The sequence below is a fragment of the Devosia chinhatensis genome (assembly GCF_000969445.1).
Lineage (GTDB): Bacteria > Pseudomonadota > Alphaproteobacteria > Rhizobiales > Devosiaceae > Devosia > Devosia chinhatensis.
The window spans coordinates 716,104-741,172 of record NZ_JZEY01000054.1; the positions used below are offsets into that span (position 1 = coordinate 716,104).

The window sequence follows — 25,069 nt, forward strand, 5'->3', positions numbered from 1 at the left end:
TCGTGCCTGCCTTCTACCCAATGGATAAGAACGTTGCAAATGCCCCGCATGGCCTGCGGGCCCTGGCGCCCTCAGCCTTGCCGATACCAGCGCTCGACCCTGTGCACCTCGTCCGCCGAGCCCAGGATCACCGGGATGCGCTGGTGAATGTGGGTCGGCTCGACATCGAGAATGTTTTCGTGACCCGTGGTGGAGAGACCTCCCGCGCCCTCGATCAGCCATGCCATGGGATTGGCCTCATAGAGCAGGCGCAGCCGTCCGCCGTTTGCAAGGGTCTCGCTGTCGAGCGGATAAAGGAAGATGCCGCCGCGCATCAGGATACGGTGGATGTCGGCCACCATCGACCCCACCCAGCGCATATTGTAGCGCTTGCCGGCCGGACCGGTTTCCCCCGCCACGTTTTCCGCCACATAGCGCCGTGTCGCTTCGTCCCAGAAGCGCTCGCGCGCCGTGTTGATGGCAAATTCCCCCGAGCTGGCCGGAACTGCAGCCGCCGCGACGACCTGCACCCAATGACCCTTGTCGTCGAGGCAGAAGACGCTGGTTCGGCCCGTAAGGCGCACGACGAGGCTGGTGGCCGGGCCATAGGCGATATAGCCCGCCGCCAATTGCGCCCGGCCCTTCTGCAACATGCCGCCCGATGCTGCCAGCACGGAAAAGATCGTTCCCACCGTGACATTGACGTCGAGGTTCGAGGACCCGTCCAGCGGGTCCGTCGCCACCATCAGGCTGCCCTCAGGCGCGAGATGAACCGCTTCATCCAGCTCCTCAGACACCAGAATCGATGTAGCCGGATTGGCCCGCAAGTGATTCAAAACAATGTCGTTTGAGATCACGTCGAGCGCCTTTTGCGCCTCGCCCTGCACATTGGTGGCGCCCGCCAGCCCCGTCTGTCCGGCAATCGGCGCGGCGCGCAGCACGGCCGCAATCTCCGCGCCCGCCGCCGCCATGGCCGTGATCACGCCGGCCAGCCCTTCAGTGTCGGTTTCGGCGGCAAGCCATTGGGCGAGATCGGTCATGGAAGGCTCCTTGCGAATGCCCTTCAGTGTCCCAGAGCAGCGCCGCCACACAAGGCCGACTTTCGGGTGAGGTCCGGCGCGCAGAAACGGGTTCTGCCTCAGGTCTCCCGCGCCAGGTCCGATAACAGCCCCGCAGCGACGTTGAGCCGCGACAGGCTGAGCCCGCCTTCGGTGAGGTCGCGCACCGACGCCACCGTCCGGCTGACCTCGATATCCCGTTGCGCCACGAAGGCGTCGACGGAACCGGCTGCCAGCGCATCCGCTGCCAGGTCGCGCAGCGCCCGCATGACATTGGCCATGGCCCGGTCGAGCGCCATGCGGTCGAACCGGTCGCTCAGCACGATGCTGCGTCCGCCCTCGATCACGCGGAACAGGTCGAACAGCCCGGCAATGCCGAAATAGGCCCGGGCTGCCGCCTCCACACTGGTCGCGGCGCGCTCGGCCACCAGCACAATGTCGCTGCTATGACCAATGAAGGGCAACTCGCCGATCCTCTCCGCCAGGGCGCGCGACAGCCCCATCCGTTCCAGATCGTCGATGCGGGCCTGCAATTCCGCCTTCTGCTCGATTGGCAGCAGGTCGTCGGCCAGGCGCAATTGCTCGACGCCGCTCCGGTGCCGCGCCACCAGCTCCCCCAGCCCCTCGCGAATGGCGGTATTGCGCAGGAACCACAATGTTTCCTGGCGTAGCAGCGCCTCGACCTGCCCATAAAGCGCCAGCTGTGCCGCTCCAGGCACTTTGCCGTCCAGCGCGTCGAGCCCGTCCAGCATCGGCGCCAGACCATATGCGTCACGCACGGCCGCATAGGCCAGCGCGACTTCACCCGCACTGGCGCTGGTCGCCGCCGTCAATTCGCTGACATAGGCCGGTCCACCCGAATTGATCATGGCATTGGCCAGGACGGTCGCGATGATTTCCCGCCGGAGACGGTGCTGCTCAACGGCGTCGGGATAGGTTTCGTGCAGCGTCTCGGGGAAATAGCGGAATAATTCGCCCCCCAGATAGGGATCGTCGATGGCCGTGCCCGCCAGCAGATCGTCGAACACCGTCAGCTTGGCATAGGCCAGGATCACCGCCAGTTCCGGCCGCGTCAGCGCCTTGCCCTCGGCGGCACGCGCCTCCAGCACGGCGTTGCTGGGCAGGAATTCGACTTTCCGGTCCAAAAGCCCGCGATCTTCCAGCGCCTCGATCAGCGCCCTATGATCCGGCAGTTCGGCAAGGCCTGCCCGCTCGGCCAGCGACAGGGCCAGCGTCTGGAGGTAATTGTTGCGCAGGCAGAGTGCCGCCACTTCCGGCGTCATGCCTGCAAGGAACGCATTTCGCTCTTCCTCTCCCAGCGCGCCCGATAAGACCAGCGGCGACAGCGCGATCTTGATGTTGACCTCGAGGTCGGAGGAATTGACCCCGGCCGAGTTGTCGATGGCGTCGCTGTTGATGCGCCCGCCTTGCAGTGCAAAGGCGATGCGGCCCTTTTGCGTTACGCCCAGATTGGCGCCTTCCCCGATCACCTTGGCCCGCACATCGCCGGCACGGATGCGGATGGCGTCGTTGGCACGGTCGCCCACGGCGCTGTCCTCTTCCTCGGCCGCGCGGATATAGGTGCCGATGCCGCCGAACCAGAGCAGGTCCACCGGCGCGGCCAGGATGGCGCGCATGATCTCGTTGGGCGTGGCCACCTCCTTGTCGAGCTGCAAAGCCGCCCGCATTTCGGGCGACAGCGATACCGATTTCGCCGCCCGCGAAAACACTCCGCCACCGCGCGAGATCAGGCTCCTGTCATAATCCTGCCAGCTCGAGCGGGGCAAGGCGAAGAGACGCTGCCGCTCGGTAAAGCTCTTGGCCGCATCGGGCTCGGGGTCGATGAAGATGTCGCGGTGGTCAAAGGCCGCCACCAGCCGGATCTGCTCGGACAACAGCATGCCATTGCCGAACACGTCCCCGCTCATGTCGCCTACGCCCACGACGCTCACGGGCTCGCGCTGGATGTGGCGATCCATCTCGCGGAAATGCCGCTTGACCGCTTCCCAGCCACCGCGCGCGGTAATGCCCATCTGCTTGTGGTCATATCCCGCCGATCCGCCCGAGGCGAAGGCGTCGCCCAGCCAGAAACCGCGACCGGTGGCAATAGCATTCGCGATATCGGAAAAGCGCGCCGTGCCCTTGTCCGCCGCCACCACGAGATAGGGGTCGTCGCCATCGCGCCGCACCACCTGCGCCGGCGGCACCACAATGCCCTCAACCAGGTTGTCAGTAACGTCCAGCAGCGCGCCGATGAAAATCTTGTAGCTCTCGGTGCCTTCCTCCATGAACGCGTCGCGCGGCATGCCGGCGCTCAGCCGCTTGGGGACGAAACCGCCCTTGGCCCCGACCGGCACGATCACCGCATTCTTGACCTGCTGCGCCTTGACCAGCCCCAGCACTTCGGTGCGGAAATCCTCGGGCCGGTCCGACCACCTGATGCCCCCACGGGCAATGGCGCCGAACCGCAGATGGATGCCCTCGACGCGCGGTGCATAAACCGAAATCTCGCGATAGGGCCGGGGCTCGGCCATGCCCTCGATCCGCGCGCTGTCGAACTTGATGGCCAGCGCCGGGCGCCGCTCGCCATCCGCATCGCGCTGGAAGGCATTGGTGCGCAGCGCCGCCTCGATCAGGTTCTGGAACCGCCGCACGATCGTGTCTTCATCGAGCGAGGTGATCCGCTCCAGCTCGGCCGCAATGGCGGCTCGTGCCGCCTCGGCCCGCTCGGGAATGTCGGCTAGTGCCGGATCGTGCAGCGCGTCGAACAGCGCCACCAGCGCCTTGGCGGCGGCGTTCTGGGTCACCAGCACCCGCGCTACATAGCGCTGGGAATAGGAAATGCCCACCTGCCGCAGATAGCGCGACAGCGCCCGCAGAAAGCTCGCCTGGTGCCAGTCGAGCCCGGCAATGGTGACGAGGCTGTTGAGCTGGTCGGTTTCCGCGCGGCTCTGCCACACGGCCAATAGGCCCGCCTCGATACTGGCGGCGCGCGACAGCACCTCGTCCTGGCTCAGCCCGTTGAGGTCGAGCACCATGTCATGCAGATAGCGTTCGGCCCCGTCGCGCGGCACCACCGTATAGGTCTGCTCGTCGATGACGCGGAAGCCGAAATCCTCCAGCACCGGCACCCGGTCGCTGAGCGGAATGGCGCTGCCATGGTGATAGACCTTGAGGCTCACCCCGCCGCCCGCATCGCGCGGCAGGCCCAGGCGCAGCCCCACCTCGCCGGCCGACAATTCGCGGAATACGTCGATGTCCCGCAGCGCTTCGGCAACCGAATTGCGGCTCTGATAGGCCGGAGAAAACGCCGCACGCCAGTCGCTGATCGCGCCCGGCTCGGGGGCCGCCGCCACCAGCATGTCGGAGAAATCGCGCGTCAGCGCCTCGACATCGGCCTCCAGCACCCGCCGTTCGGGCTGCGGCGTTGGCCCGCCATTGCGCCCGATAATGACGTGCAGGCGCACCAGCTCGCCTTCGGGGAAATTCGGGTAGAACGCCGAGACGCGCCCATCATAGGCGTCTGCCAGATAGCGCGTGATCCGCGCCCGTACCGCTCCGTCATAACGCTCGCGCGGCACATAGACGAGAATGGAGACGAAATTGTCGAACCGGTCGATGCGCGGCAGCACGCGGACGCGCGGCCGGTCGTAGAGGCCCGCAATGGCTTCGGCAAATTCGGCCAGCTGGGGCGTGCCGATCTGGAACAGCTCGTCGCGCGGATAGGCATCGAGCGCGCCCAGCAGCGTCCGGCCGGCATGCCCCAAGGGATCGACGCCCGAACCCCGCATCACCTCGGCGATCTTGCGGCGGATGATCGGCACGTCCGTATGCGGCGCGGCCTGCGCCTGTGCCGTATAAAGTCCCACGACCCGCAACTCGCCCTTGGCGATCCCGTCGGCGCTGAACAGCTTGATGCCCACATAATCCATATGGGTGCGGCGATGGACGCGCGCCCGCATATTGGCCTTGGTCACGAGGAGCGGCTCGTTGCCTTCGGTGAAGGCCACCAATTGCGGCGTGCTCTCGACGAAATCGGGACCGCTGCGCAGCACGCGCACGCTGTCGTCGCGCAGGATGCCGAGACCCGACCCGGCAACCGGGCTGAGCGCGCCGTTTTCCAGCACATAGTCGCGCAGGCCCAGAAATGTGAAATTGTGCGCCAGGAGCCATTCGAGAAAGGCCAGCGCCTCGCCCCCGCTCCGGGCGGGCAGCGTTTGGAGCCCTTCCATGGCGCGGCCGACCCGTTCGAGCATCGGCTGCCAGTCCTGCGTGGCCTGCGCCACCGCGGTCAGCGTCGCCTGCAATTCGGCTTCGAGCGCTGCGATGTCGCCCACCGGATCGCTGTGGATATGCAGCACGCTGATCGCCGCCCCGTCCTCATGGCGCACTTCGCCACCCGAAACGTGCAGCACCGGATGGGCGAAGAGGCGGATCGCCCCGCCCATGCTGCGGAGTGCGGCGAGGGCGCTGTCGACGATGAACGGCATGTCCGGGCAGATGATGTCGAGCACCAGCGCTTCGCCCGGCGCCTGCGCCGGGCTGGCATAGATGCGGGTCTGGTCGAGAGGCCCCTCCAGCAGGCGCTCATGGCTGCGGCACAGCGCGCTGACCAGCGTCTGGGGAGCCTGCCGGACCAGGTCATCGGGGTCGATGGCGGCAATCGCTGCTTTCAGGAACCGCTCCAGGCTCGCCTTGCCCTCCGCTGCCCGCGCGACTTCGTGTGCAAAGCGTTGATCCAGTATTTCGGCCATTCGGGGCTCCTTCGACTCGCTCCCCACTTTAGGCCGGGAAGGTGACGCTTTCCCACCGACTCCTACCGACTTTGGTCTTGGGATAGCAGCACACCATTTCATGAAATCGTCACAATTGGGCAAAGCGTTTCCGGACCAGCCCATCCGTGGGGCGTTTACCTCTTGTTAAACTCTAGTGACGTGGTAGTCTTTAGCGAGGTTCAAACGCAGGTGCATTTATGCCGAAGCTGTCCCAATACGCGTCCTATGCCGCTCTCGCCGCAGCCCTCGTCCTGGGCTTCGTGGTGACGACACATGCGGGGTCTTTCTTCTAGCGTCTTGGTGGTTGCGCCGCACCCTAGTGCAGGCGCGCCGGTTCGATCGGCGTTGCGCCGCCATCGCCCACTTTCGGTCCGGCCCAGAACACCACATACAACAGGTCATGCCCGCTCGCGTCGGTGATTTCGATGGAGCGCGGAGCGTTCATTTCGCCCCCTTCGCCGGCGACACGGTCAATGATCGCGCGCCCCAGCTCGGCGGCCTTTTGTTCGGCGGCGTCGAGGTTGGCGAGATCGCTGCCGGTTTCGTCGCGGATCAGGCCATCATCGGTGCGATAGTGAAAGAAGTAGCGTGGCATCAGACTGTCCCGTGGGCCGGGTGAAACGTCGCAGGGCCGCAAAAGCTGCCGCCTCAATCGTTTCAGTGTGGCACCGGGCAGGGCGTTAGTCGACCCCGTTGAGGCCGGCATAGGCATGGCGATGCCAGAGCAACGGCCGGCGCGACGTATCGGTTTCCGCCTCGATGATGGCGCCGGCAAACAGCACATGGCTGCCGGTTTCCATCGCTCCGATCACCTCGCAATCGAGCACGGTCACGGCGCCGCGCAGATGCGGTTGGCCGGAGGGCCAGGCGTCCCACTTGCCGATGTCGAAGCGCTCGCGCGGGTCCACCTTGCCGGCAAAGGCATCGCCGATGGCCTGCTGGTCATCGGCCAGGGTCGCGAGCGAAAAGCAGCCGGTCTTGGCGATGATGTCGGCCAGCCGGCTGACGATGTCGATCGACACCAGGATCGCCGGCGGCTGCGCGGAAAGCGACAGCACTGACGTCGCGGTGCGCCCGATCCGTTCAGCGCCGCGCTGGGCGGTGACCACATGCACGCTCGACGCGAACCCCGCCATGGCCGCGCGAAATTCCGCGTCGCTCACCGTGGGGTGGCGCAGCGGCCGCATGGCCATGCTGTCGGGAAGATCGAATTCAGGCATAGGCAAAGTCATCGCGTATCGTGGCTTCTCGCGCAAACGGCTTTGCGCGGATTTTTTGAAAAAGACGTCTGGAAAGCGTGAGGCGAGGGCGCTGGATGCCCCCGCCTCGAGCAAAATCAGCCGAGATTGGCTTCGGCAAATTCGTAATTGGCCAGCTTGTCGAGGAAGTTGCTGACATAGTCCGGGCGGCGATTGCGGAAGTCGACATAATAGGAATGCTCCCACACATCGAGGCCCAGCAGCACCTTGCCCTCGCCGGTCGCCAGCGGGTTCGAGCCGTTCGGGGTCTTGGTGGTCTTCAGCTTGCCGTCATCACCCAGCACCAGCCAGGCCCAGCCGGAGCCGAACTGCGTGGTCGCGGCGGTCTTGAAGCTGTCCTTGAACGCGTCGACCGAGCCGAAATCCTCGATGATCTTGGCTTCCAGCCGACCCGGCAGCTTGCCGCCTTCGGGCGACAGGGCCTGCCAGAAATGCACGTGGTTCCAATGCTGCCCGGCATTGTTGAACACCGGCGCCAGATCCGGCTTGCCATTGGCGAAGGCCACGATCTCTTCGAGCGACTTGCCCTGCAGGTCGGCATTCTTGTCCACGAACCCGTTGAGCGCGGTCACATAGGCCTGGTGATGCTTGTCGTGATGCAGCTCGAGCGTTTCCTGGCTCATGCCGCGATCGGCAAGTGCTGCGGCGGAATAGGGCAGGGCGGGAAGGGTGAAGGTCATGATGTCGCTCCTTTCGGGACGGGGTGGACAGGGGAGACCGGATTGTTTAATTTCCAAGTGATGACTTTGAAAACCCTTTCGGCAGATATGTCAAGTTCCGGCTTGGAAAACCTCGCCTGGTCGCCTCGCAACCCGGCGGAGCGCATTCTCATGGCGCTCAAGATGCATGGTGCCTTGTCCTCGGCGGCTTTGGGCGAAAAGCTGGGTACGTCGGGCGAGGCGGCGCGCCAGCAATTGGTGCGCCTGGCCGAGGAGGGCCTGGTTCAGTCGCAAAGCCAGTCCGCTGGCGTTGGCCGCCCCACCCAGCGCTGGAGCCTGACCGAGAGGGCCCAGGCCCGCTTCCCCGATACCCATGCAGCGCTTACCGTGCAGCTGCTCGACATCGTGCGCAGCCAATTGGGCGAAGCCGCGCTTGATCGCATCATCGCCGTGCGCGAGGCCGAAACCCGCCGGGCCTACGAGGCTGCTGTCGCTCCGGCGCCCGATCTGCGCGCCCGCGTGGCTGCCCTCGCCGATTTGCGCTGCCAGGAAGGGTACATGGCCGCCTTCACCGAGCAGGAAGACGGCTCGCTGCTGCTGATCGAAAATCACTGTCCGATCTGCGCGGCCGCAACCGCCTGCCAGGGCTTCTGCCGTGCCGAGCTGGACGTGTTTCGCGCCGTTCTGGGCCCTGATGTGGCGGTGGAGCGGCAGGACCACATCGTCAGCGGCGGTCGCCGCTGCACCTATTCCATTCGAGCGCTCGACAATGTCCCAGCCTGATCGCCCGCAAGTCGGCACCCGTCTCACCCGCATCGGCTGGGAAACCCCTGCGGGCCTCGACGAGGCCCTGATCGGGTCGGTCGTCGCCGCCTTCTACGACGCGGCGCGGCGCGACGACATCGTCGGCCCGGTCTTCAACCGTGTCATCCCTGATGCGGAATGGCCTGCCCATCTCACGAAGATTGCCGATTTCTGGAGCTCCATGCTGCTCGGTACCCGGCGCTACGATGGTCGTCCCATGCCCAAGCATATGGGCATTCCTGAGCTCTCAGACGCCCATTTCATGCGCTGGCTGCGCCTCTTCCGCGAGACCGTCACCGAGCTCTGTCCGCCCGACATCGCCGCGCTGTTCATCGAGCGCTCCGAGCGGATCGGCAATTCCTTCCGCATGAACATCTATATGCGGCGGGGCGACGACATCACCCAAATGGGCCCGCTCAAGCGAGAGGCCGACCCGATCTGGAAACCGGAATAGGCCAGCGCCGGCATCCTTTTGGAAGCATAGGGAAATTTCATCAGTAAAATTTGCATCCAATCCTTCCCCCGGCCGTTCCCGTTCAGCGTCAAGGAATGCGAGAGCGAATGTTGCGGGTGAACAGCGTTGCTGTATCCAGGGAGGGCTGGCGCTTGAGCCAGTCACTGCGAGTTGGATAAGGCACCACGGAGGGGGTCCGACAGGATCTCCGCTATAAGAAAATCAGGCCTGCTTGACGGGTCGGGGCGTGAGCAGTTTAACCACCTGACCGAGCACGTGCGCGTTGCGCTGCGCGTACCTGTCGCGATCATCTCCATTGTCGATGAGGACCGGCAGGTATTCGCCGGTCATTGCGGGCTTCCCGCTCCCTGGGACAGCCTGGGCGAAACGCCCATGTCTCATTCGTTCTGCCAATACGTCGTGCAGCGCGGCGAGGCGCTCGAGGTCACTGATGCCAGTGTCCATGAACTTGTCAGCCGAAATCACGCGATCGCCGATCTGGGCGTCCAGGCCTATCTGGGCGTGCCGATCAGACTGCCGACAGGGGAACTTGTCGGTGCCTTGGCTGCCATCGACACCAGGCCGCGCATCTGGACCCAGCACGATCGCAAGGTGCTCGAAAGCCTCGCTCTTGTCGTCGAGCGCGAGATTTCCGTGGGGGTTTCGGAACTCAAGTACCGTCGCCTCTTCGCCGATATGCAGGAAGGCTATTATGTTGCCCAGGCAGTTCGCGACAACTCTGGAGACGTCGCGGATATCCAGTTCGAAGAGGTCAATCCGGCCTTTGGACAGCTGACCGGGCTGGATGCAGATGCGTTGCTCGGGCTCCAGCTTGGTGAACTCCTGCCCGGTCTGCACGGCGAGATACTTCCCGCCATTCGCGACGTGCTCCGCACCGGCGAGCCTGCATTGCATGTCAACACCCAGGCCGCAGGCGGGCGGTGGTTCGAGAACCGCATCCAGCGGCTGGACGGCGACCGTATTGCATCGGTCTTCACCGACGTAACGCAGCGCAAGCGTGCCGAAGAACAGCAGCACGTCCTGCAAATGGAGATGGCGCACCGCGTCAAGAACATCATGGCGGTGATAAATGCTGTGGTGGCGGCAAGCTTGCGCAATGCAAAGACATTGGAACAGGCACGCGAAATCACCGCCTCTCGCATTCAGGCCTTGGCACGAACGCAAGCCTTGATCACCGGAGGGACGGGCGACACCGATTTCGCGGAAGTGGTTCGGGAGGCCATCGCGCCTCACATCGATGACGATCGCCGGGTGACCATAGACGGACCCACAATTCCGATCTCTGCTCAGCAGGCAATAGGATTGTCTCTGGCCATTTATGAGCTATCGACCAACGCGGCGAAATATGGCGCGCTCAAAACCGGGGATGGCCATATCTCGCTGCGCTGGAGCGTCGGTCCCGATCAGAGCTTTGAGTTTCTCTGGGTGGAAAGCAAAGGACCCCCTGTCACTCTTCCAACCGCCTCAGGCTTCGGCACGAAATTGAATGACAGGATCGTCGCTTCATATTTTGAGGGCACCGGGAAAACGCACTATCACCCCGATGGCGTCCGCTACCAGCTTCGCGGCAAAACCCGCACCGACAGCACCCAGGAGCTGCCGGCCGAAGCCTAGCGTCACCCGCTCATTTCAGCAGGGCAAGCCCCGCCGGCACATCGCGCTCGAATAGCAGCACACCGTCGACGACTGTCAGCCGCGCCTGGTGGATCGCCGTCCGTCGCGCCGCGACATCCGGCGGCCCCTCGGGCTGGCCCAGTTCGTCCCATTCGCAATGGGTGAAATAATACAGCGCGGCATGGTCGCCGTTGACCACGACGTCGGCATGGCGCACGAACCTTTTGTCCATCGGATCGCTGCCCGGCGCCTCGCCGACCAGCCCCTGCCGGGTCCAGTTGATCGTGTCGTCAGAGCGATAGACCGCCTGGCCGCGCCATTCGTCGGTGATCAGCCAGTAATAGCCGCCCATCTCGAAGACGTTCGGGCCCTCGTGCGGCGGCGCATCGGGAGAGCCCGGCAGCACCAGGCCTTCCAGCGTCCAGGTCATCATGTCGGGGCTGGTGGCGCTCCAGGTGCTCGAGCCTTGGCCTTCGTCCTTGTACCAGAGCCGCCACGTCCCATCCGGGCTTCTGAACACGCAAGCGTCGATGCAATTGCTGCTCGAAAGCTTGAGCGGGCCGACGCGCGTCCAGTTTTCGAGATCTGGACTGGTGAAATGCGTGATGGTCCGCGCCACTTTCCAGTGGGTTGGCGTGCCGGTGATATAGCTGAGGAACATGTGATATTGCCCCTCCGCCCAGAGGATTTCCGGCGCCCAATGGGTGTTGAGCCCCTCATCGCCCGGTGCATCCAGCCCTTTCACCGTCCCGCGATAGGTCCAGCTTCCGCCGCCATCCTTGGACACTGCGATCCCGATCGGCGAACCATGGATCCAGCCAAAGCCCGGCTCGTCCATCTGCGCCCGGCGATTGGTGTAGAACATCCACCATTCGTCCGTGCCTTCCTTGCGGACGACCACGGGATCGGCAGCCCCATCCTGGATGGGATCACGATAGATCGGCGCGCTCATGCTGTTTCATACACCCTGACACTGCGGCCATCGGGCCGGTCAACGAGTTTGCCCGGCTTGCCGACCATGTCGTTGGCGAGCTTGACCATTTCCGGCTGCGTTTCCAGCTTGCCCGCGCCGGCATCGTCGGTGGACAGGACCGAGCCCTTGAGCAGGCGCGAATAGGGATGCTCGGGATTGTCGAGCACCGTCCGCGCATCGCCCATTTCCACGATCCGCCCGCGCTGCATGATGATCAGCCGGTTGGAGATGTAATAGGCCGTGGCGAGGTCGTGGGTGATGTAGATCACCGACACGCCCAGATCGTCGCGCAGGCTCTTGAGCAGATTGACGATGCTCATGCGCAGGCTCGCATCCACCATCGATACCGGCTCGTCCGCGATCAGCAGCGGCGGATTGGGGATCAGCGCCCGCGCAATGGCGCAGCGCTGCAATTGCCCGCCGCTCATCTCGTGCGGAAACCGCCCGCGCACTTCCTTGAGACTGAGCCCCACCTTCTGCAGGGCCTCGTCCATCGCCTTGTCGATGACGGCCTTGTCATTGGTATGGAGAAACCGCCGCGCGGTGCTTTCGAGATAGCGTTCGATTTTCTTGAGCGGATTGAAGGCTTCGAACGGGTTCTGGAATACCGGCTGCACATTGCCCATGAACTTGAGCCGTGCCTCGCGCCCGGCATGGCGATCCACCTTTTCACCCCGGAAAAGGATCTCGCCTTCCGTCACATCTTCCAGCCCGAGGATCATCCGCGCCAGCGTCGTCTTGCCGGAACCGGATTCCCCGATAATGGTGAAGATTTCGGGCTTCTCGGCCGACAGCGAGAAACTGGCGTTGGAGACCGCCTCCACCACCTTGCGGCCGAACAGCCCGCCCATGGTGAAGCGCTTGGATACGTCGCGAACGTCTAGCAGCGTGCTCATGCTATCACTCCTGCCGGGGCTGCCGAATTGACCAGGGGCTCAACGTCCTTCCAGCGCCAGCAGGCGCTGCGATGGCCGGGGCCGACCACTTCCATGGGCGGCGCCTCCGTGCGGCACTTGTCCACCGCCAGCGGACAGCGCGGATGGAACCGGCACCCTTTCGGCGGATCGGACAGGTTCGGCGGCCGTCCCTCGAGGGCAGGGCGCTGCTGTGTGTCCCCGATGCGCGGCAGGCTGGCCACGAGATGGGCCGTATAGGGATGCTTGGGCGTGAAAAACATCTGCCGCGTCGGGCCTTCCTCCACCAGCCGCCCGGCATAGATGATCCCCACCCGGTCGGTGACATTGGCATGCACGCTCATGTCATGGGTCACGAACACCACCGAGGAATTCATTTCCTTCTGGATGTCGCGGATGAGGCTCAGAACTTCCTTCTGCACCACGACGTCCAGCGCTGTGGTCGGCTCGTCGGCAATGACGAATTCGGGGTGACACACCGTCGCCAGCCCGATGGTCACGCGCTGGCGCATGCCGCCCGAAAGCTCGTGCGGATAGGCCTTGAGGACGTCTGCCGGCAGTTTCAGCCGCGCCAGATGCTGCACCACGCGGTCCTCGAACGCCTTGCCCGTCAGTCCCATCGGCTTGGAGGCGAAATCGTGAAAGGTCTTGCCGATCCGGCGCACCGGGTTCAAGACGCTCATCGAGCCCTGCATGATGTAGCTGAGATGGCTCCAGCGGACCGATTCGATCTGCTTTTCGGTGGCCGTGGCGATGTCGAGCGGCCCGTTTTTGAAGTTGTACTTCACCGAACCGTCCACGATCCGCAGCGGTGGCCGCATGGCGGCGGCCAGCACCTTGATGAAGCTGGTCTTGCCCGACGAGCTCTCCCCGGCAATGCCGTAGATCTCGCCCTTCTTGATGCTCATGGTGATGCCGTCGACGGCCCGCACTTCGCGGTCCACGCCGAAATAGGCCATCTGGTAATAGGCCTTGAGGCCCTCGACCCTGAGCAGGTCGTCCTGCTGGTTGTCGTGCTTGATATCCTGGGTCATGGATCAGGCTCCCATGCGGCGCAAGCGGCTGCGCGGGTCAATATATTCGTTCATCGAAATGGCCAGCAGGAACAGGCCGAGGAAGGTCATGATGATCAGCACCACCGGTATGGCCAGCCACCACCATATGCCCACCACCATGGCCGAGTGTGAATTGGCCCAGTAGAGCACCGTGCCGATGGTCGGGTTGTTGAGATTGGTGAAGCCCAGCACCGCCAGCGTCACTTCCAGCCCGATCGACCACAGCATGTTGTTCATGAAGGTCGAGAACACGATGGGCATGACATAGGGCAGGTGTTCTTCGAGCAGCACCTTGCGGGTGCTCATGCCGGCAAAGACCGCGTGGCGGGTGAATTCACGATGCTTGAGCCCAAGCGCCACCGAGCGGATGAGGCGCGCATCGAACGGCCAGCCGAAACAGGCCATGATCAGTGCCAGCCGGAAGCTGTCGAGATCGTTGCGCAGCACGAAGTAGAACAGCACCAGGATGGGGAAGATCGGGATCGCCACGAAGATGTCGTTGATGAACATCAGCACGCGGTCGACCCAGCCCCCGATATAGCCCGAGGCAAGGCCGATGGCGATGGAGATCACGCGGCTGATGACGGCCACGGTAATGCCGAAGATCAGGCTGTTCCGGAACGCGGCCGACAGCTGCCAGAACAGGTCCTGGCCGCGCGAATTGGTGCCGAACCAATATTGCATGGACGGCGGCTGGTCGGGTGGCGCCATGTAGATCAGCGTCGGATCGACCGGCGAGAACAGGCTGAGCGCCGCGAAGATGACGACGATGGTGACCAGCACCAGGCCGATGGCGAATTCGATATTGTAGCGAATGAGATCGCGCAGGACGGAAAACATGGCTTACTCCGCACGCACGCGAGGATCGAGAAGGGGATAGAGCAGGTCCACGATGAAGATCGCGGCGGCCACGGCCGTAATCGAGACGGTGGAGACCGCCAGCACCAGCGAATAATCGCCCCAGTTCACCGCGTCGATCAGCAGCGTGCCGATGCCGGGATAGTTGAAGACCTGTTCGGTAATCACGGTGCCCGAGAAGACGCCACCCAGCGCCATGGCCAGAGCCGTCAGCTGGGGCAGGGTGGCGTTGCGGATCACATAGCCGCCCACGATCGTCTTTTTGTCGACGCCTGCCAGTTCGGCATAGGTCACATAGTCCTCGGTCACGACATTGCTGACCAGCGCCCGCATGCCCAGGAACCAGCCGCCGAACCCGACCAGCACCAGCGACACGCCCGGCAGCACGGCATGCTGCAGCACCGAGGAGATGAACGGCCAGGTGAGGCCCGGTCGCACATCCATGGCAAACCCGCCCGATGCCGGGAAGATCGGGATGAAATAGGCGAACACGATCAGAAGGATGAAGGCGACGATGTAATAGGGGATCGGCTGGATGCTCATGGAGAAGATGCCGAACGCCTTGAAGAAGCGATTGTTCGGATTGTAGCCGGCCAGCGCGCCCATGAGATTGCCGATGATGAAGGTGAAGAGGGTCGAGGTGACCAGAAGGCCCAGCGTCCACGGCATGGCGCGCCATACCAGTTCCATGGCCGGCGTCGGGAAGGCCAGCAGCGACGGGCCCAGGTCGCCGCGCACCAGGCGCAGCCAGAAATTGATATATTGCTGCAGGATCGGCTCATTGGTGCCGTACATTTCCGTCAGCGCCTGTCGCGTGGCCTCGATAGCGGCGGGGGGCAGGTTCGATCGGCCGGACAGGCGCCCGAGCACCTGTTCTACCGGATCGATCGGCGACAGATGGGTCACGATAAAGGTTGCGGAGATCCCGCAAAAGATGACGGCGAGCAATTGCAGCAAACGCTTGCCCACAAACCACAGATAACCCCGCATCAGAGCTCCTAGCGCGCGTCTCTCTCGTTTGGGGCCCGGCGAGAGAATGAACCGGTCAAGGCGCGTCTGCGGCGACAGGAATGGCCGCGCTCCGCCTTGTGTCTGCTTCCCCGGGAGGAGCGTGAGCTCCGCACGCGACTTGGGCGGGGGGCAGGCATGAATATGGTCTCCAAGCGGCCCGGCCCGTGGGCCGGACCGCCAGGGAGGAGAGGTTTAGCTTTCCACAGGCGTGATCTGGGTGAAGATGAAGCGGCCATTCGACCAGTTCGTCACCGGGTTCGCATACGGGTTGTTGATGCTGGGCCAGCCCGTCCAGTAGCGGTTCGACTGCACCGAGAACACGTTGTAGGACATGATCGGAATGTTCGGCATCTCCTCGAGATGCAGCTTCACGAATTCATGGCCATATTCGATGCCCACCGGGTCGTTGAAGTCGCTCGCGCGGACCTTCTCGATGATCTCGTCAAGCCGCGGATCTTCCCAGCGCATCCAGTTGCGGTCCGGCTGGGACTCGCCCAGCGGCCGGATATATTCCGAATGGTAGCTGTCGAGGAAGAAGCTGAGGTCGGGGTGACCGCCCCACGATTCCACGGCCCAGGAGATGTTGACGTCGTAATTGCCGACGCGCTGGCGATCCCAGGTATCCGAAGCCGCTTCCAGCTCGGCGCCGATGCCGTTCTGCGACCACAGCTGGGCGATGATCGAGCCCAGGCGGTTGACGACGCCATCGGTGGGCACCATGACGCTGAAGCGGAACGGCTGGCCGTCCGGCATCATCCACTGGTTGCCGTTCTTGGTGAAGCCTGCCGAGGTGAGCAGTTCTTCCGCCGCCTGGATATCCTGCTTCCACCAGCCATAGCCGAAGGCGTTGCGGATATCGGTTTCGTCCGTCGGCGCATCGGGGAACTGGCCACGCACCATGTCCGCGATCTGGATACCCACGTCGGGATCGTATGGCTTGATGGTCCGCGAGCCGGTGTCGATCTCGTAATTGGTGAGGAATTCCTGCAGCGGCGCATGGTAGTCGCGCGGATGCGTACCGGTGGGCGGAACCGAGATGGCCGAGAGCGTCGCCGCACCGCGATAGGACGCCATCGACATGGCGCGGGCATCGAGCATGAGGGCGAGAGCCCAGCGCACGCGCTTGTCTTCGAACAGCGGCTTCTTGAGATTGAAGATAGCCATGACGAGCGTCGGATCGGGATGGGCATAGGGGAAGCCCGGGAACCAGCCGGTGACCTGCGGGTCCTGCTGCAGGACCGAGAATGTCGCTTCGGGCGACAGGTCGTGCACCATGTCCAGATTGCCGTTGCGCATTTCGATGAGGCGCGCATCGGGCGAGATATTGTTGCGGTAGATGATGAATTTCGGCTTGGGTTCGCCGATCATGCCCAGGGCGGTGCGCTGCCAGTCCTCGCGGCGCTGCCAGATATACCAGGTGCCGTTGGGGTCGAAGGAGTGAAGCGTATAGGGCCCAAGGCTGACCGGGGGGTCGTTGTTGAAAGCCAGGATGTCTTCGACATTCTCGAAATGGGCCTTGGACATGATCCAGGCGCCGCCCCAGCGGATGGCGAACAGCGTGTGGAAGCGGGAATTGGGGCCCTTGAGCGTGAAGCGGACGGTGTAGGGATCGACAGCTTCGACCGTTTCGACCTGGGCATTATAGGCGCCGTTCTGAGCGAGACCCGGCGTTGCCTTGTGCTTTTCGACCGTGAAGACCACGTCGTCCGCGGTGAACTCGTTGCCGTCGCTCCAGTAGATTCCCTGCTTGAGCTTCACGGTCATTTCCGTGAAGTCCTCGTTATACTGCCAGAGGTCATCGGCGAGAGAATTGTAGATGGCGTTCTCGCTGGCGCCCTCGATGCCGGCATTGGGATCGATGAACCAGAACGTATCGGTGGTCAGGTTATGCAGGCCGTTCGACAGGCCGGCGCCCGAGCCGATAACCCAGTTATTGAACCAGGCCGGATTGCGGATCACGCCTTCCGGATTGTGAATGATGAGTGTCTCGTTACGCGGAAACTGTGCCAGGTCTGGCGCTGTTCCGGCGTCCTGCGCCATGGCGAGGCCGTTGCCGGCTGCCATGATGGCGCCGACGGCACTGGTGCCAATCAGGAAACTGCGTCTATCCATCGATGTCCTCCCATTGATGAGCTCTGCGCTCAATCTTGCGGTGCTTATGCCCCGCGATAAGTCATACTTAACCACCCAATACCCGGTGTCAATGTGCTTTATGATGTAAATCCAATAACATGATATGAAATGCAGAAGGGCACATCCTCGCGGATGTGCCCTTTTTGCCCATCAGGCGAAGGTCAGCGATAACAGTCTGTTAACGTGTGGCGCCTTGATGAGACGTCGGTGTCACAGTTTGACGCGAACCATCTGGTAGGAATAGGGGGGGGCGGTCACGGTGAGTTTACCCTCGGCGATTTTTGCGCCCTCACCCTTTCGCGGCGCCACTTCGTCCTGCTTGCCGGCCGTGTTGACGGCCTTGAGATCCGGATGGGTCATGACCTGGTGGTCGATGATTGTGCCGCCGGCAAAGCCCTGCAGGCTGACTTCGGTCTCGATGCTCTCGCTGGTATGGCGATTGACGAGGAAGAAGCTCAGCGTGCCGTCCTCTTCGTTGTGGACGCCCGAAACGTCGACGAACGGGGTGTCTGCGGCATGAGTCGTTTCGTATCCCGGGGAGCTGGTGATCAGCTGCAAGGCCGTGCCGCGGCCGAAAACCGATGCGAAATAGTAGGGGTAATAGATGGTCTGCGCCCAGGCTGGGCCGCCCTTTTCCGTCATGATCGGGGCGATGACGTTCACCAGCTGGGCGATACAGGCAATCTTCACCACGTCGGAGCGGCGGATGAAGGTGTTGAGGATCAGCCCCACCATCAGCACGTCTTCGAAATTATAGATGTCCTCGAGCAGGCCAGGGGCATGCGGCCAGCCACTATTGCCATCGAGGATCTCGCGATCCTTCTTGTTGGAATGGTACCAGACATTCCATTCGTCGAAGGAAATGTAGATATCCTTCTTGGACTTCTTCTTGGCCTTTACCTGCTTGATCGTCGCGGCAACGGTCTCGATGTAGCGATCGAGCTTGTGGCTGAGGCCCAGGTAATTGGGTGTATTGTCGTCGCGATTGGCGAAATACATATGGAGGCTGATGTGGTCGACATGTTCGTAGGTATGCTCGAGCACGATCCGTTCCCAGTCAGGGAAGCTGGGCATGTCCATATGTGATGAACCGCAGACGATCAGCTCGAGCGACTTGTCGAACATGCGCATGGCGCGGGCCGTGTTGGCGGCGAGCTTGCCATATTCGTCGGCATCCTTGTGGCCAACCTGCCAGGGGCCGTCCATCTCGTTGCCCAGGCACCACATCTTCACATTCCACGGCTCTTTGCGGCCGTTCTTGATGCGCAGGTCGCTCCAGTAGGAGCCGCCCGGATGATTGACATATTCGAGAAAATTGCGGGCATCGTCGACGCCGCGCGAACCCAGGTTGACCGCCAGCATCATCTCGGTGCCCACAGTGGCGCACCAATCGGCGAACTCGTGGATGCCCACGGCATTGCTCTCGGACGTGTGCCAGGCAAGATCCAGGCGGGTCGGGCGCTCCTCACGCGGGCCGATGCCGTCTTCCCAGTTATAGGCCGAAACGAAATTGCCCCCGGGGTAGCGCACCACCGGTACATTGAGCTTTTTGACCAGCTCGACGACGTCGCCGCGCATTCCGTCCTTGTCCGCGCTTGGATGATCGGGCTCGTAAATGCCCTCATACACCGCACGGCCCAGATGCTCGAGAAACGCCCCGTAGACACGGTCGTCGATTTGGGAAATCGTATAGTCCTTATTCGCGATAACGGTCGCCTTCACCGCGTCCTCCACTAATTCCGTTTTTCTGATTTGTATCAGTTAACGTGTTTTAGCGGCGCCCTCGGAGACGCGCAAGGCCTTATTGTATGATTTTTGAGCAGGCTGCTCCATATCGCCTCAAGAGGCGGTTTCCAGCCGCAGAATGATGTCCTGATCGTAATTTCCAAAGCCGCGGCCGAAAATATTGATGCCGCCCGGATGCTTGGCGTCATCCTTGACCGCGATCCGCAGGCGGATCGAGTGGTGGTTGGCCAGGTCCAGATCAGCCAGCGAAACTGGCGAGATTTTCATCCCGTCCACATAGGTGCCGTCATTGGTGACGCGCCAGCTCTTGAGCTTTCCATACTGGCTGCCCTTGAGCTTCCACCAATCAGGCGTATAGACGCCGCGCTTGTCCCCGTAATCGCCAGTCGACATCCAGGTGCCGATTTCTGTGCCATTGACCGAAAGCGTAATGTCGCTGGGCCAATCCGCCGAGGTCCCAGGCACCTCCGAGCTCAGTTCCAACGCGAATTCCATGGTCTCTATAGTGTTCTGCGCCAGCTTGGCATTGTTGGGGAACTGGTATTCGAGAAATCCGCGAGTGAACCAGATCAGCCCCGCCTTCATCCGGTCGGGGTCGAGGAACGTGTTGGGCACATCCAGCAGGCCGATGATCCCGTCGACCGAGCAAAGCCCGCACGGCGCCGAAACCTCGCAACTGGTATAAAGCCCCAGGGGCATCGCCACCTCGATGGTGTTGGACCGCAGCGGCTTGATGTCTTCCTTGAACATCACCAGCACTTCGTCGAACGTGGAGTGGCAAATCTTCTGGTTGCCCTTGCGCGCCTTCTGGGTTTCGGTCCGGATCAGGCCCGCGCCTTCAAGGATCTGCAAGTTTGTAGACACGGTCGACTGCGGCAGGCCGAGCCGCTCGGCAATGTCATTGCCATTGAGCGGCCCTTCCGTATGAAGCAGCTTGAGCATTTTAACGCGGATGGCAGACGCAAGGCCCTTGAGGACCTCGAGCCCCTCCTCGGGGTCGATGACCAGAAAATTACGGCTCATGGATTGGTACACAAAGACATTTAGCGGTTCCGGATTGTGTATCACGAAACCTGAACCAATCAACCCTGGCCCGTTCAGCCATAAAATCCCCTAGAGTCTCAGCCCGCTTTCATCGAAGGCCAGCGTCATTCCCGGTTCGATGGACACCGTGATTGGCGCGCCATCAGGAATTCGGGAATGCCCCTTTTGCTGGATCGTTACCTTGCTTTCGCCGTCTCGTCCGGTGGCATAGATAAAGGAAACGCCGCCCAATTGCTCGACAACCTGCGCCTTCGCCGTGAGGGTAGCGCCTCCAAGCGTCGCATCGGCAAAATGCTCAGGGCGAATGCCGACACTAACCTTTTGGCCCACGGCGCCGTTCTGACCGCGACGTGTGACGGACAGGGCATCACCCTCGAACTGATCCAGCGCCACGGTCATCTCCTGCCCGTTGATGGCCGTGATCTTTCCGGCAAGAAAGTTCATCCGGGGAGAACCGATAAAGCCAGCCACGAACAGGTTGTCCGGATTATCGTAGAGTTCGATCGGACTGCCCTGTTGCTCGATGCGGCCCGCACGCAGCACGACGATGCGGTCGGCCAGCGTCATGGCTTCGACCTGGTCATGGGTCACATACACCATCGTCGCGCCAAGCTGTTGATGAAGCTTGGCAATCTCGATGCGCATCTGCACGCGTAACTCGGCGTCAAGGTTGGACAGAGGTTCGTCGAAAAGGAATGCCTTGGGTTGGCGGACGATGGCACGGCCGATCGCGACGCGCTGCCGTTGTCCGCCGGAGAGCTGCCGGGGCTTGCGCTCGAGCAGTTCGGTCAGCTCCAGGATGCGCGCCGCCTCCATCACGCGAGCGGCAACCTGATCGCGCGGCATGCCGCCCATGCGCAGGCCAAAGCCAAGGTTTTGCTCAACGCTCATATGCGGATAGAGAGCGTAGGACTGAAACACCATAGCGACGCCCCGCTCGGATGGGTCGTAATCAGTCACGTCCTCCCCACCGATCAGAACCTGGCCCGAACTAGGCTCCTCGAGCCCGGAAATCGTCCGCAGCAATGTGGACTTTCCGCAGCCGGACGGTCCGACGAAGACCACGAATTCCCCGTTGCCGATGTCCAGGTCAATGTCATGGATAACCTGCACCGCCCCGAAATTCTTGTTGATGCCTCGCAACTTCAGATCTGCCATCGTCTCCTCCTTGCCGATGGTTGACGTTCAGCGCGACGCCCAGAGGGCGCCGCGTTCGAATATGGTGCGCATTTGCGGCACCGCGAATTCGTCGGCGACGTGACCGAGAGACGAGTAAAAAACGCGCCCCTTGCCAAAGCGCCGCTTCCACACCACGGGCATCACGACGCCCTCGATCTCGTCGAAATATTCGCCGCTGAACGTAGTTGTCGCCAGCACGTCGACACTCGGATCGAAGTGCATGTAGTACTGCTCAGAGCGATAGGGGAAATCACCAATTCCGGCGACGATCGGATCGTCCGAGGTGATCTTCACATCGTAGTCGATGATGTTGCCCGGATGCGCGACCCATTGGCCGCCCGTCATGAACTGGTAATCGGGTTCGTTGCGGAAGCTATCGCACATGAGGCCGTGAAATCCGGCAAGGCCCGTGCCTGCCCGAATAGCGGCAAGAAGGTTGGTCAATTCCTCCTTCTCGATGCGAGACATGGTAATTGCCGGTACGATCAGGTCGTAGGCGCCAAGTTTTTCGTCCGCGAACGCTTCGGTGGTCGGCTCGATATCGACCGAAAAGTCGTGCCTTTCCAGCATGTCGGCCACGATGCGCGCACTTTGTTCGGGCGTATGGCCGTCCCATCCTCCCCACACGATCAGGGCTGTCTTGGTCATGGGCAATTCCTCCTAATATGCCGGTGTCCAGGGCGCGCTATAGATGTCGCGCAACATCAGGGCGGCAGCGCCGCGGGCCCAAAGCTGGTCGTCCAGGGTGTGGAAGATTAGCTCGGTGCTAGCAAAATGTGCCCTGAAAGAATGTGCGGCGGCCGCGGCCTTGAGGCCTGGCGCAATGAGCTCGCAATAGCGGGCTGATTCCATCGCGATGATGAGTTTTTCCGGGTTGATCAGATTGATGATGTGCGAAATCGCGATACCGAGCTTCTTGCCTTGTTCATCAATGAGGCGCCTGGCGTTTTCGTCGCCCGCATCCGCCGCTGAAGCCAGTGCAGCCGGCATGTCCGTGCGGGCGAGGGGCTGGGTCAGGAAGTCAGGTCCCAAGGCAGACGCAGCTTGGGTGCGAAGCGCGGAATGGCTGATATAGGCATTGAGGCACCCCTTCTGCCCGCAATCGCACGCGAGGCCTTCGATCTCCACTTTGACGTGACCAAAAGTCGGGCCCAATGTGCTCGCGCCGCGATGCAGATCTGCCTCCAGCCACAGACCCAGGCTCGCAGTCTGGTCCAGGGCAACCACGGCAAAGGTTTTTTCACTCTGTGCATAGCCGAACCAGCTTTCCGCTAGCGCAAGGAGATTGGCCGGCTTTTCCAGCTTGACGGGCAGTCCCGTTCGCTCTGACAGCAGTGTGCCGATCGGGATTTCCCGCTCGCCGAAGACAGAACTCGAATAGCTTTTGCCCGAGCGAGGATCGACAAGGCCCGGCACACCTATGCCGATGCCTTTGATGCGTTTGTGATCTACACCACTGCCGGCGACGCATTCCCCCATCGCATCCTCTAAAAGGTCCACGATGACTTCCGCAGGTTGCCGAGACATGCGGATCGGCAATTGTAACGAGGATACGACCTCGCCGCGGAAGTCGACCAGGGTAACGGTGGTGAGCAGCTCGGAGATCTTGACGCCCAGCACATAGGCGGCGTCCTGCACAAGGCCGAGAAGCACGCGAGGGCGGCCGCGTGAGCTGTCACCGTTGATCGGCGTGTGGATGGCTTGGATCAGCCCCTCTTCGATGAGTGCGCCGGTAATGGCGGAAACGGTTGTGCCGCTAAGCAGGGTGCGTTCGGAAATCTCGACGCGCGAAATCTGTCCATGGCACCGGATGGTTTCCAGCACATGGTACTTGTTGATTTCCCGCATCAGCAGCGGATCGGCAACCTTGACGCCCAACGCTTCGATTCCTCCTTGAACGGCTGTGCCGTTATTTAATTTAGTGCCCTGATCAAATCCAGCGCTTCTTCGTCAAATTGCCTGATGCGATGTCGGCCACAAAAAATAAAATCAATAATTTCAGATATATAAAATCCAGAATAGGCCAGGCATTTTGCATTTCAAAAAGTGAGGTACGTCACTCTTGCTTATTTAATACGGGATGCGTAAAAAGTAGCAAGTGGTGACGGTCGGAAAACGATGCGCCGCTGCGGCCTGGGAGGACCCCGCGATCCGGTGGTTGTGGGCCGCATGAGGACAGGAGGATTAAATGAAGCGAATTGCGCTTGCCGCAACGCTCAGTCTGGCTGCGCTTTTGCCCGCGCAGGCGCAGACTGTGGTCAGGCATCTGCACATCACGTCCATCCCGGCAGAAGTGGAATTGATGAATTCCATCGCCGCCGACTTTATGGCGCAAAACCCCGACATCGTGGTCGAGCTGCCCTTCCTTGAGAACGAGGCGTTCAAGGCTAAGCTGACGACCCTTCTGCAGTCTGCAGACGCGCCCGATGTCTTTCATACCTGGGGCGGCGGCGTCTTTTACGAACAAGCCAAGGCCGGCTTTCTGCGTCCAGTCGAGGATGTCCTGAGCGAAGAAGCCAAGGAAGCGGTTGGTTCAGCAGGTATTTCCGCCTTCACGGCAGAAGACGGGCACCTCTATGGCGTAGCCCGCGACGTGGCGGAAGTCGTGCTCTGGTACAACAAGGACCTGTTCGAGCAGGCCGGCGTCGATCCGGCCAGCATGGAAACCTGGGACGGTTTCCTGGCGGGCGTGCAGGCCTTCAAGGATGCTGGCATTACCCCGATTGCGCTCGGCGCCAAAGACAAGTGGCCGGCCCACTTCTGGTGGTCAAAGCTCGTCGTGCGGTTGGCGGGCCAGGACGGTTTCCAGGCGGCTGCGCGCGGTGAAGGCGATGGCTTTGCTGGGGAAGATTTCGTTAAGGCCGGCGACTATTTCCTCGAATTGGCTGCAATGGAGCCATGGCAGCAAGGCTATCTCGCTGCCGGCTATGGCGATGCGTCAGGCCTGTTCGGCGACGGCAAGGCGGCGATGCACCTGATGGGCGACTGGGACTATGGCGCTATGAAGGATAATTCTGCCAACAAGGAAGGCATTCCCGATGAAAGCCTTGGCATTCTGCCATTCCCCACGATCGAAGGCGGAAAGGGCGATCCCACCGATACCCTTGGCGGGCTGGGCGGCGTGCTGTTCAGCAAGAATGCCTCCGACGCCGCTGTGCGCTGGGTGGAGTTCTTCAACAACCAGGAGAACCAGGCGAAATACGCAAAGGATGCGTATTATATTCCCATCTCGAAGGGGGCCGCCGACGTCATGACCAATCCCTTTAAGGTGCAGATCGCCCGCAATATCGGCAATGCGCACTGGCATGCACTGTTCTTCGATCAGGCTTTAGGTCCCAATGTAGGTGGCGTGGTCAATGACGTGTCCGCGGAGTTGGCTGGTAATTCGATCAGTGCCGAAGAGGCTGCAGAGCTGATCAAGGAAGCCGTGGACGACTCCCTCTAGGAGCCGGCTACCAACCGGCAGGCGGTGTTCCCTTCTGCCTGCCGGATCCCAGCAACCATCTTGCGGTGATTAGCGCCGCAGTGTTCCG

General features: G+C 62.1%; 21 protein-coding genes. 4 read left to right on the forward strand and 17 right to left on the reverse strand.

All coding sequences use genetic code 11. From position 1 onward, the window contains the following. Positions 1-71: 71 nt before the first annotated feature. The 5 genes from VE26_RS03520 to VE26_RS03540 all read right to left on the reverse strand — a co-directional run bounded on the left by VE26_RS03520 (position 72) and on the right by VE26_RS03540 (position 7,751). Positions 72-1,019, reverse strand: coding sequence for a class 1 fructose-bisphosphatase (locus VE26_RS03520; RefSeq protein ID WP_046103781.1), 948 nt, complete (start codon positions 1,017-1,019; stop codon positions 72-74). 98 nt (positions 1,020-1,117) lie between these two features. Next, entirely contained in the window at positions 1,118-5,791 is a 4,674-nt protein-coding gene (locus tag VE26_RS03525; protein WP_046103782.1) for an NAD-glutamate dehydrogenase, read from the reverse strand. Positions 5,792-6,128: 337 nt separating this feature from the next. After that, on the reverse strand, positions 6,129-6,407 hold the full coding sequence (locus VE26_RS03530) for a DUF6894 family protein (protein WP_052715642.1): 279 nt from the start codon (positions 6,405-6,407) through the stop codon (positions 6,129-6,131). A gap of 85 nt (positions 6,408-6,492) precedes the next feature. After that, on the reverse strand, positions 6,493-7,032 hold the full coding sequence (locus tag VE26_RS03535) for a flavin reductase family protein (RefSeq protein ID WP_046103783.1): 540 nt from the start codon (positions 7,030-7,032) through the stop codon (positions 6,493-6,495). Positions 7,033-7,148: 116 nt separating this feature from the next. Continuing rightward, the gene (locus tag VE26_RS03540; protein WP_046103784.1) at positions 7,149-7,751 is read right to left on the reverse strand and encodes a superoxide dismutase; all 603 of its coding nucleotides are present in this window, start codon (positions 7,749-7,751) and stop codon (positions 7,149-7,151) included. Positions 7,752-7,901: 150 nt separating this feature from the next. Here VE26_RS03540 and VE26_RS03545 point away from each other — a divergent pair, with 150 nt between their 5' ends. Continuing rightward, positions 7,902-8,513: a helix-turn-helix transcriptional regulator gene (locus VE26_RS03545; RefSeq protein ID WP_244465617.1), complete on the forward strand. Its 612-nt coding sequence runs from the start codon at positions 7,902-7,904 to the stop codon at positions 8,511-8,513. Further along, a complete protein-coding gene (locus VE26_RS03550; RefSeq protein ID WP_244465618.1) occupies positions 8,500-8,988 on the forward strand; it encodes a group III truncated hemoglobin in 489 nt (162 codons plus the stop codon). Before VE26_RS03545 ends, VE26_RS03550 begins: the two co-directional genes overlap by 14 nt. Positions 8,989-9,210: 222 nt before the next feature. On the opposite strand, the gene VE26_RS18680 is transcribed toward VE26_RS03550, so the two are convergent. Further along, the gene (locus VE26_RS18680) at positions 9,211-9,339 is read right to left on the reverse strand and encodes a hypothetical protein (RefSeq protein ID WP_280136884.1); all 129 of its coding nucleotides are present in this window, start codon (positions 9,337-9,339) and stop codon (positions 9,211-9,213) included. On the opposite strand from VE26_RS18680, the gene VE26_RS16985 reads away from it, so the two are divergent. Beyond that, positions 9,298-10,623, forward strand: coding sequence for a sensor histidine kinase (locus VE26_RS16985; RefSeq protein WP_342018403.1), 1,326 nt, complete (start codon positions 9,298-9,300; stop codon positions 10,621-10,623). The genes VE26_RS18680 and VE26_RS16985 overlap by 42 nt on opposite strands. Positions 10,624-10,633: 10 nt before the next feature. Here the strand turns inward: VE26_RS16985 and VE26_RS03560 are convergent, their stop codons facing one another. The 11 genes from VE26_RS03560 to VE26_RS03610 all read right to left on the reverse strand — a co-directional run bounded on the left by VE26_RS03560 (position 10,634) and on the right by VE26_RS03610 (position 23,414). Further along, positions 10,634-11,575, reverse strand: a complete 942-nt coding sequence (locus tag VE26_RS03560) for a family 43 glycosylhydrolase (RefSeq protein WP_046103786.1) — start codon at positions 11,573-11,575, stop codon at positions 10,634-10,636. Then, positions 11,572-12,492: an ABC transporter ATP-binding protein gene (locus VE26_RS03565; protein ID WP_046103787.1), complete on the reverse strand. Its 921-nt coding sequence runs from the start codon at positions 12,490-12,492 to the stop codon at positions 11,572-11,574. The genes VE26_RS03560 and VE26_RS03565 overlap by 4 nt, the downstream gene beginning before the upstream one ends. Then, entirely contained in the window at positions 12,489-13,544 is a 1,056-nt protein-coding gene (locus tag VE26_RS03570; protein ID WP_046103788.1) for an ABC transporter ATP-binding protein, read from the reverse strand. The genes VE26_RS03565 and VE26_RS03570 overlap by 4 nt, the downstream gene beginning before the upstream one ends. Before the next feature lie 3 nt (positions 13,545-13,547). Next, entirely contained in the window at positions 13,548-14,405 is an 858-nt protein-coding gene (locus tag VE26_RS03575; RefSeq protein WP_046103789.1) for an ABC transporter permease, read from the reverse strand. Between the two features lie 3 nt (positions 14,406-14,408). Continuing rightward, positions 14,409-15,413: an ABC transporter permease gene (locus tag VE26_RS03580; RefSeq protein WP_046103790.1), complete on the reverse strand. Its 1,005-nt coding sequence runs from the start codon at positions 15,411-15,413 to the stop codon at positions 14,409-14,411. A gap of 213 nt (positions 15,414-15,626) precedes the next feature. Further along, positions 15,627-17,498, reverse strand: coding sequence for an ABC transporter substrate-binding protein (locus VE26_RS03585; protein WP_052715816.1), 1,872 nt, complete (start codon positions 17,496-17,498; stop codon positions 15,627-15,629). A 279-nt stretch (positions 17,499-17,777) separates the two neighbouring features. Beyond that, positions 17,778-19,289 carry an arabinosylfuranosidase ArfA gene (gene arfA / locus VE26_RS03590; protein ID WP_046104978.1) on the reverse strand — a complete coding sequence of 504 codons (1,512 nt, stop codon included), beginning with the start codon at positions 19,287-19,289 and terminating at the stop codon, positions 17,778-17,780. A gap of 117 nt (positions 19,290-19,406) precedes the next feature. Continuing rightward, on the reverse strand, positions 19,407-20,336 hold the full coding sequence (locus tag VE26_RS03595; RefSeq protein WP_046103791.1) for an ArsR/SmtB family transcription factor: 930 nt from the start codon (positions 20,334-20,336) through the stop codon (positions 19,407-19,409). A gap of 90 nt (positions 20,337-20,426) precedes the next feature. Continuing rightward, entirely contained in the window at positions 20,427-21,515 is a 1,089-nt protein-coding gene (locus VE26_RS03600; protein WP_046103792.1) for an ABC transporter ATP-binding protein, read from the reverse strand. A 27-nt stretch (positions 21,516-21,542) separates the two neighbouring features. After that, complete coding sequence (locus VE26_RS03605) at positions 21,543-22,184, reverse strand: ThuA domain-containing protein (RefSeq protein WP_046103793.1); 642 nt, start codon at positions 22,182-22,184, stop codon at positions 21,543-21,545. Positions 22,185-22,196: 12 nt separating this feature from the next. Further along, positions 22,197-23,414, reverse strand: a complete 1,218-nt coding sequence (locus VE26_RS03610; protein ID WP_046103794.1) for an ROK family transcriptional regulator — start codon at positions 23,412-23,414, stop codon at positions 22,197-22,199. Between the two features lie 310 nt (positions 23,415-23,724). Between VE26_RS03610 and VE26_RS03615 the strand changes: the two genes are divergently transcribed. Beyond that, the gene (locus tag VE26_RS03615) at positions 23,725-24,981 is read left to right on the forward strand and encodes an extracellular solute-binding protein (protein ID WP_046103795.1); all 1,257 of its coding nucleotides are present in this window, start codon (positions 23,725-23,727) and stop codon (positions 24,979-24,981) included. Positions 24,982-25,069 lie beyond the last annotated feature (88 nt).

Bases quoted from the DNA above. Each gene is read 5' to 3' on its own strand.
- VE26_RS03520 (WP_046103781.1), bottom strand. From the start codon at position 1,019: ATGACCGATCTCGCCCAATGGCTTGCCGCCGAAACCGACACTGAAGGG.
- VE26_RS03525 (WP_046103782.1), bottom strand. From the start codon at position 5,791: ATGGCCGAAATACTGGATCAACGCTTTGCACACGAAGTCGCGCGGGCA.
- VE26_RS03530 (WP_052715642.1), bottom strand. From the start codon at position 6,407: ATGCCACGCTACTTCTTTCACTATCGCACCGATGATGGCCTGATCCGC.
- VE26_RS03535 (WP_046103783.1), bottom strand. From the start codon at position 7,032: ATGCCTGAATTCGATCTTCCCGACAGCATGGCCATGCGGCCGCTGCGC.
- VE26_RS03540 (WP_046103784.1), bottom strand. From the start codon at position 7,751: ATGACCTTCACCCTTCCCGCCCTGCCCTATTCCGCCGCAGCACTTGCC.
- VE26_RS03545 (WP_244465617.1), top strand. From the start codon at position 7,902: ATGGCGCTCAAGATGCATGGTGCCTTGTCCTCGGCGGCTTTGGGCGAA.
- VE26_RS03550 (WP_244465618.1), top strand. From the start codon at position 8,500: ATGTCCCAGCCTGATCGCCCGCAAGTCGGCACCCGTCTCACCCGCATC.
- VE26_RS18680 (WP_280136884.1), bottom strand. From the start codon at position 9,339: ATGACCGGCGAATACCTGCCGGTCCTCATCGACAATGGAGATGATCGC.
- VE26_RS03560 (WP_046103786.1), bottom strand. From the start codon at position 11,575: ATGAGCGCGCCGATCTATCGTGATCCCATCCAGGATGGGGCTGCCGAT.
- VE26_RS03565 (WP_046103787.1), bottom strand. From the start codon at position 12,492: ATGAGCACGCTGCTAGACGTTCGCGACGTATCCAAGCGCTTCACCATG.
- VE26_RS03570 (WP_046103788.1), bottom strand. From the start codon at position 13,544: ATGACCCAGGATATCAAGCACGACAACCAGCAGGACGACCTGCTCAGG.
- VE26_RS03575 (WP_046103789.1), bottom strand. From the start codon at position 14,405: ATGTTTTCCGTCCTGCGCGATCTCATTCGCTACAATATCGAATTCGCC.
- VE26_RS03580 (WP_046103790.1), bottom strand. From the start codon at position 15,413: ATGCGGGGTTATCTGTGGTTTGTGGGCAAGCGTTTGCTGCAATTGCTC.
- VE26_RS03585 (WP_052715816.1), bottom strand. From the start codon at position 17,498: ATGGCAGCCGGCAACGGCCTCGCCATGGCGCAGGACGCCGGAACAGCG.
- VE26_RS03595 (WP_046103791.1), bottom strand. From the start codon at position 20,336: ATGAGCCGTAATTTTCTGGTCATCGACCCCGAGGAGGGGCTCGAGGTC.
- VE26_RS03600 (WP_046103792.1), bottom strand. From the start codon at position 21,515: ATGGCAGATCTGAAGTTGCGAGGCATCAACAAGAATTTCGGGGCGGTG.
- VE26_RS03605 (WP_046103793.1), bottom strand. From the start codon at position 22,184: ATGACCAAGACAGCCCTGATCGTGTGGGGAGGATGGGACGGCCATACG.
- VE26_RS03615 (WP_046103795.1), top strand. From the start codon at position 23,725: ATGAAGCGAATTGCGCTTGCCGCAACGCTCAGTCTGGCTGCGCTTTTG.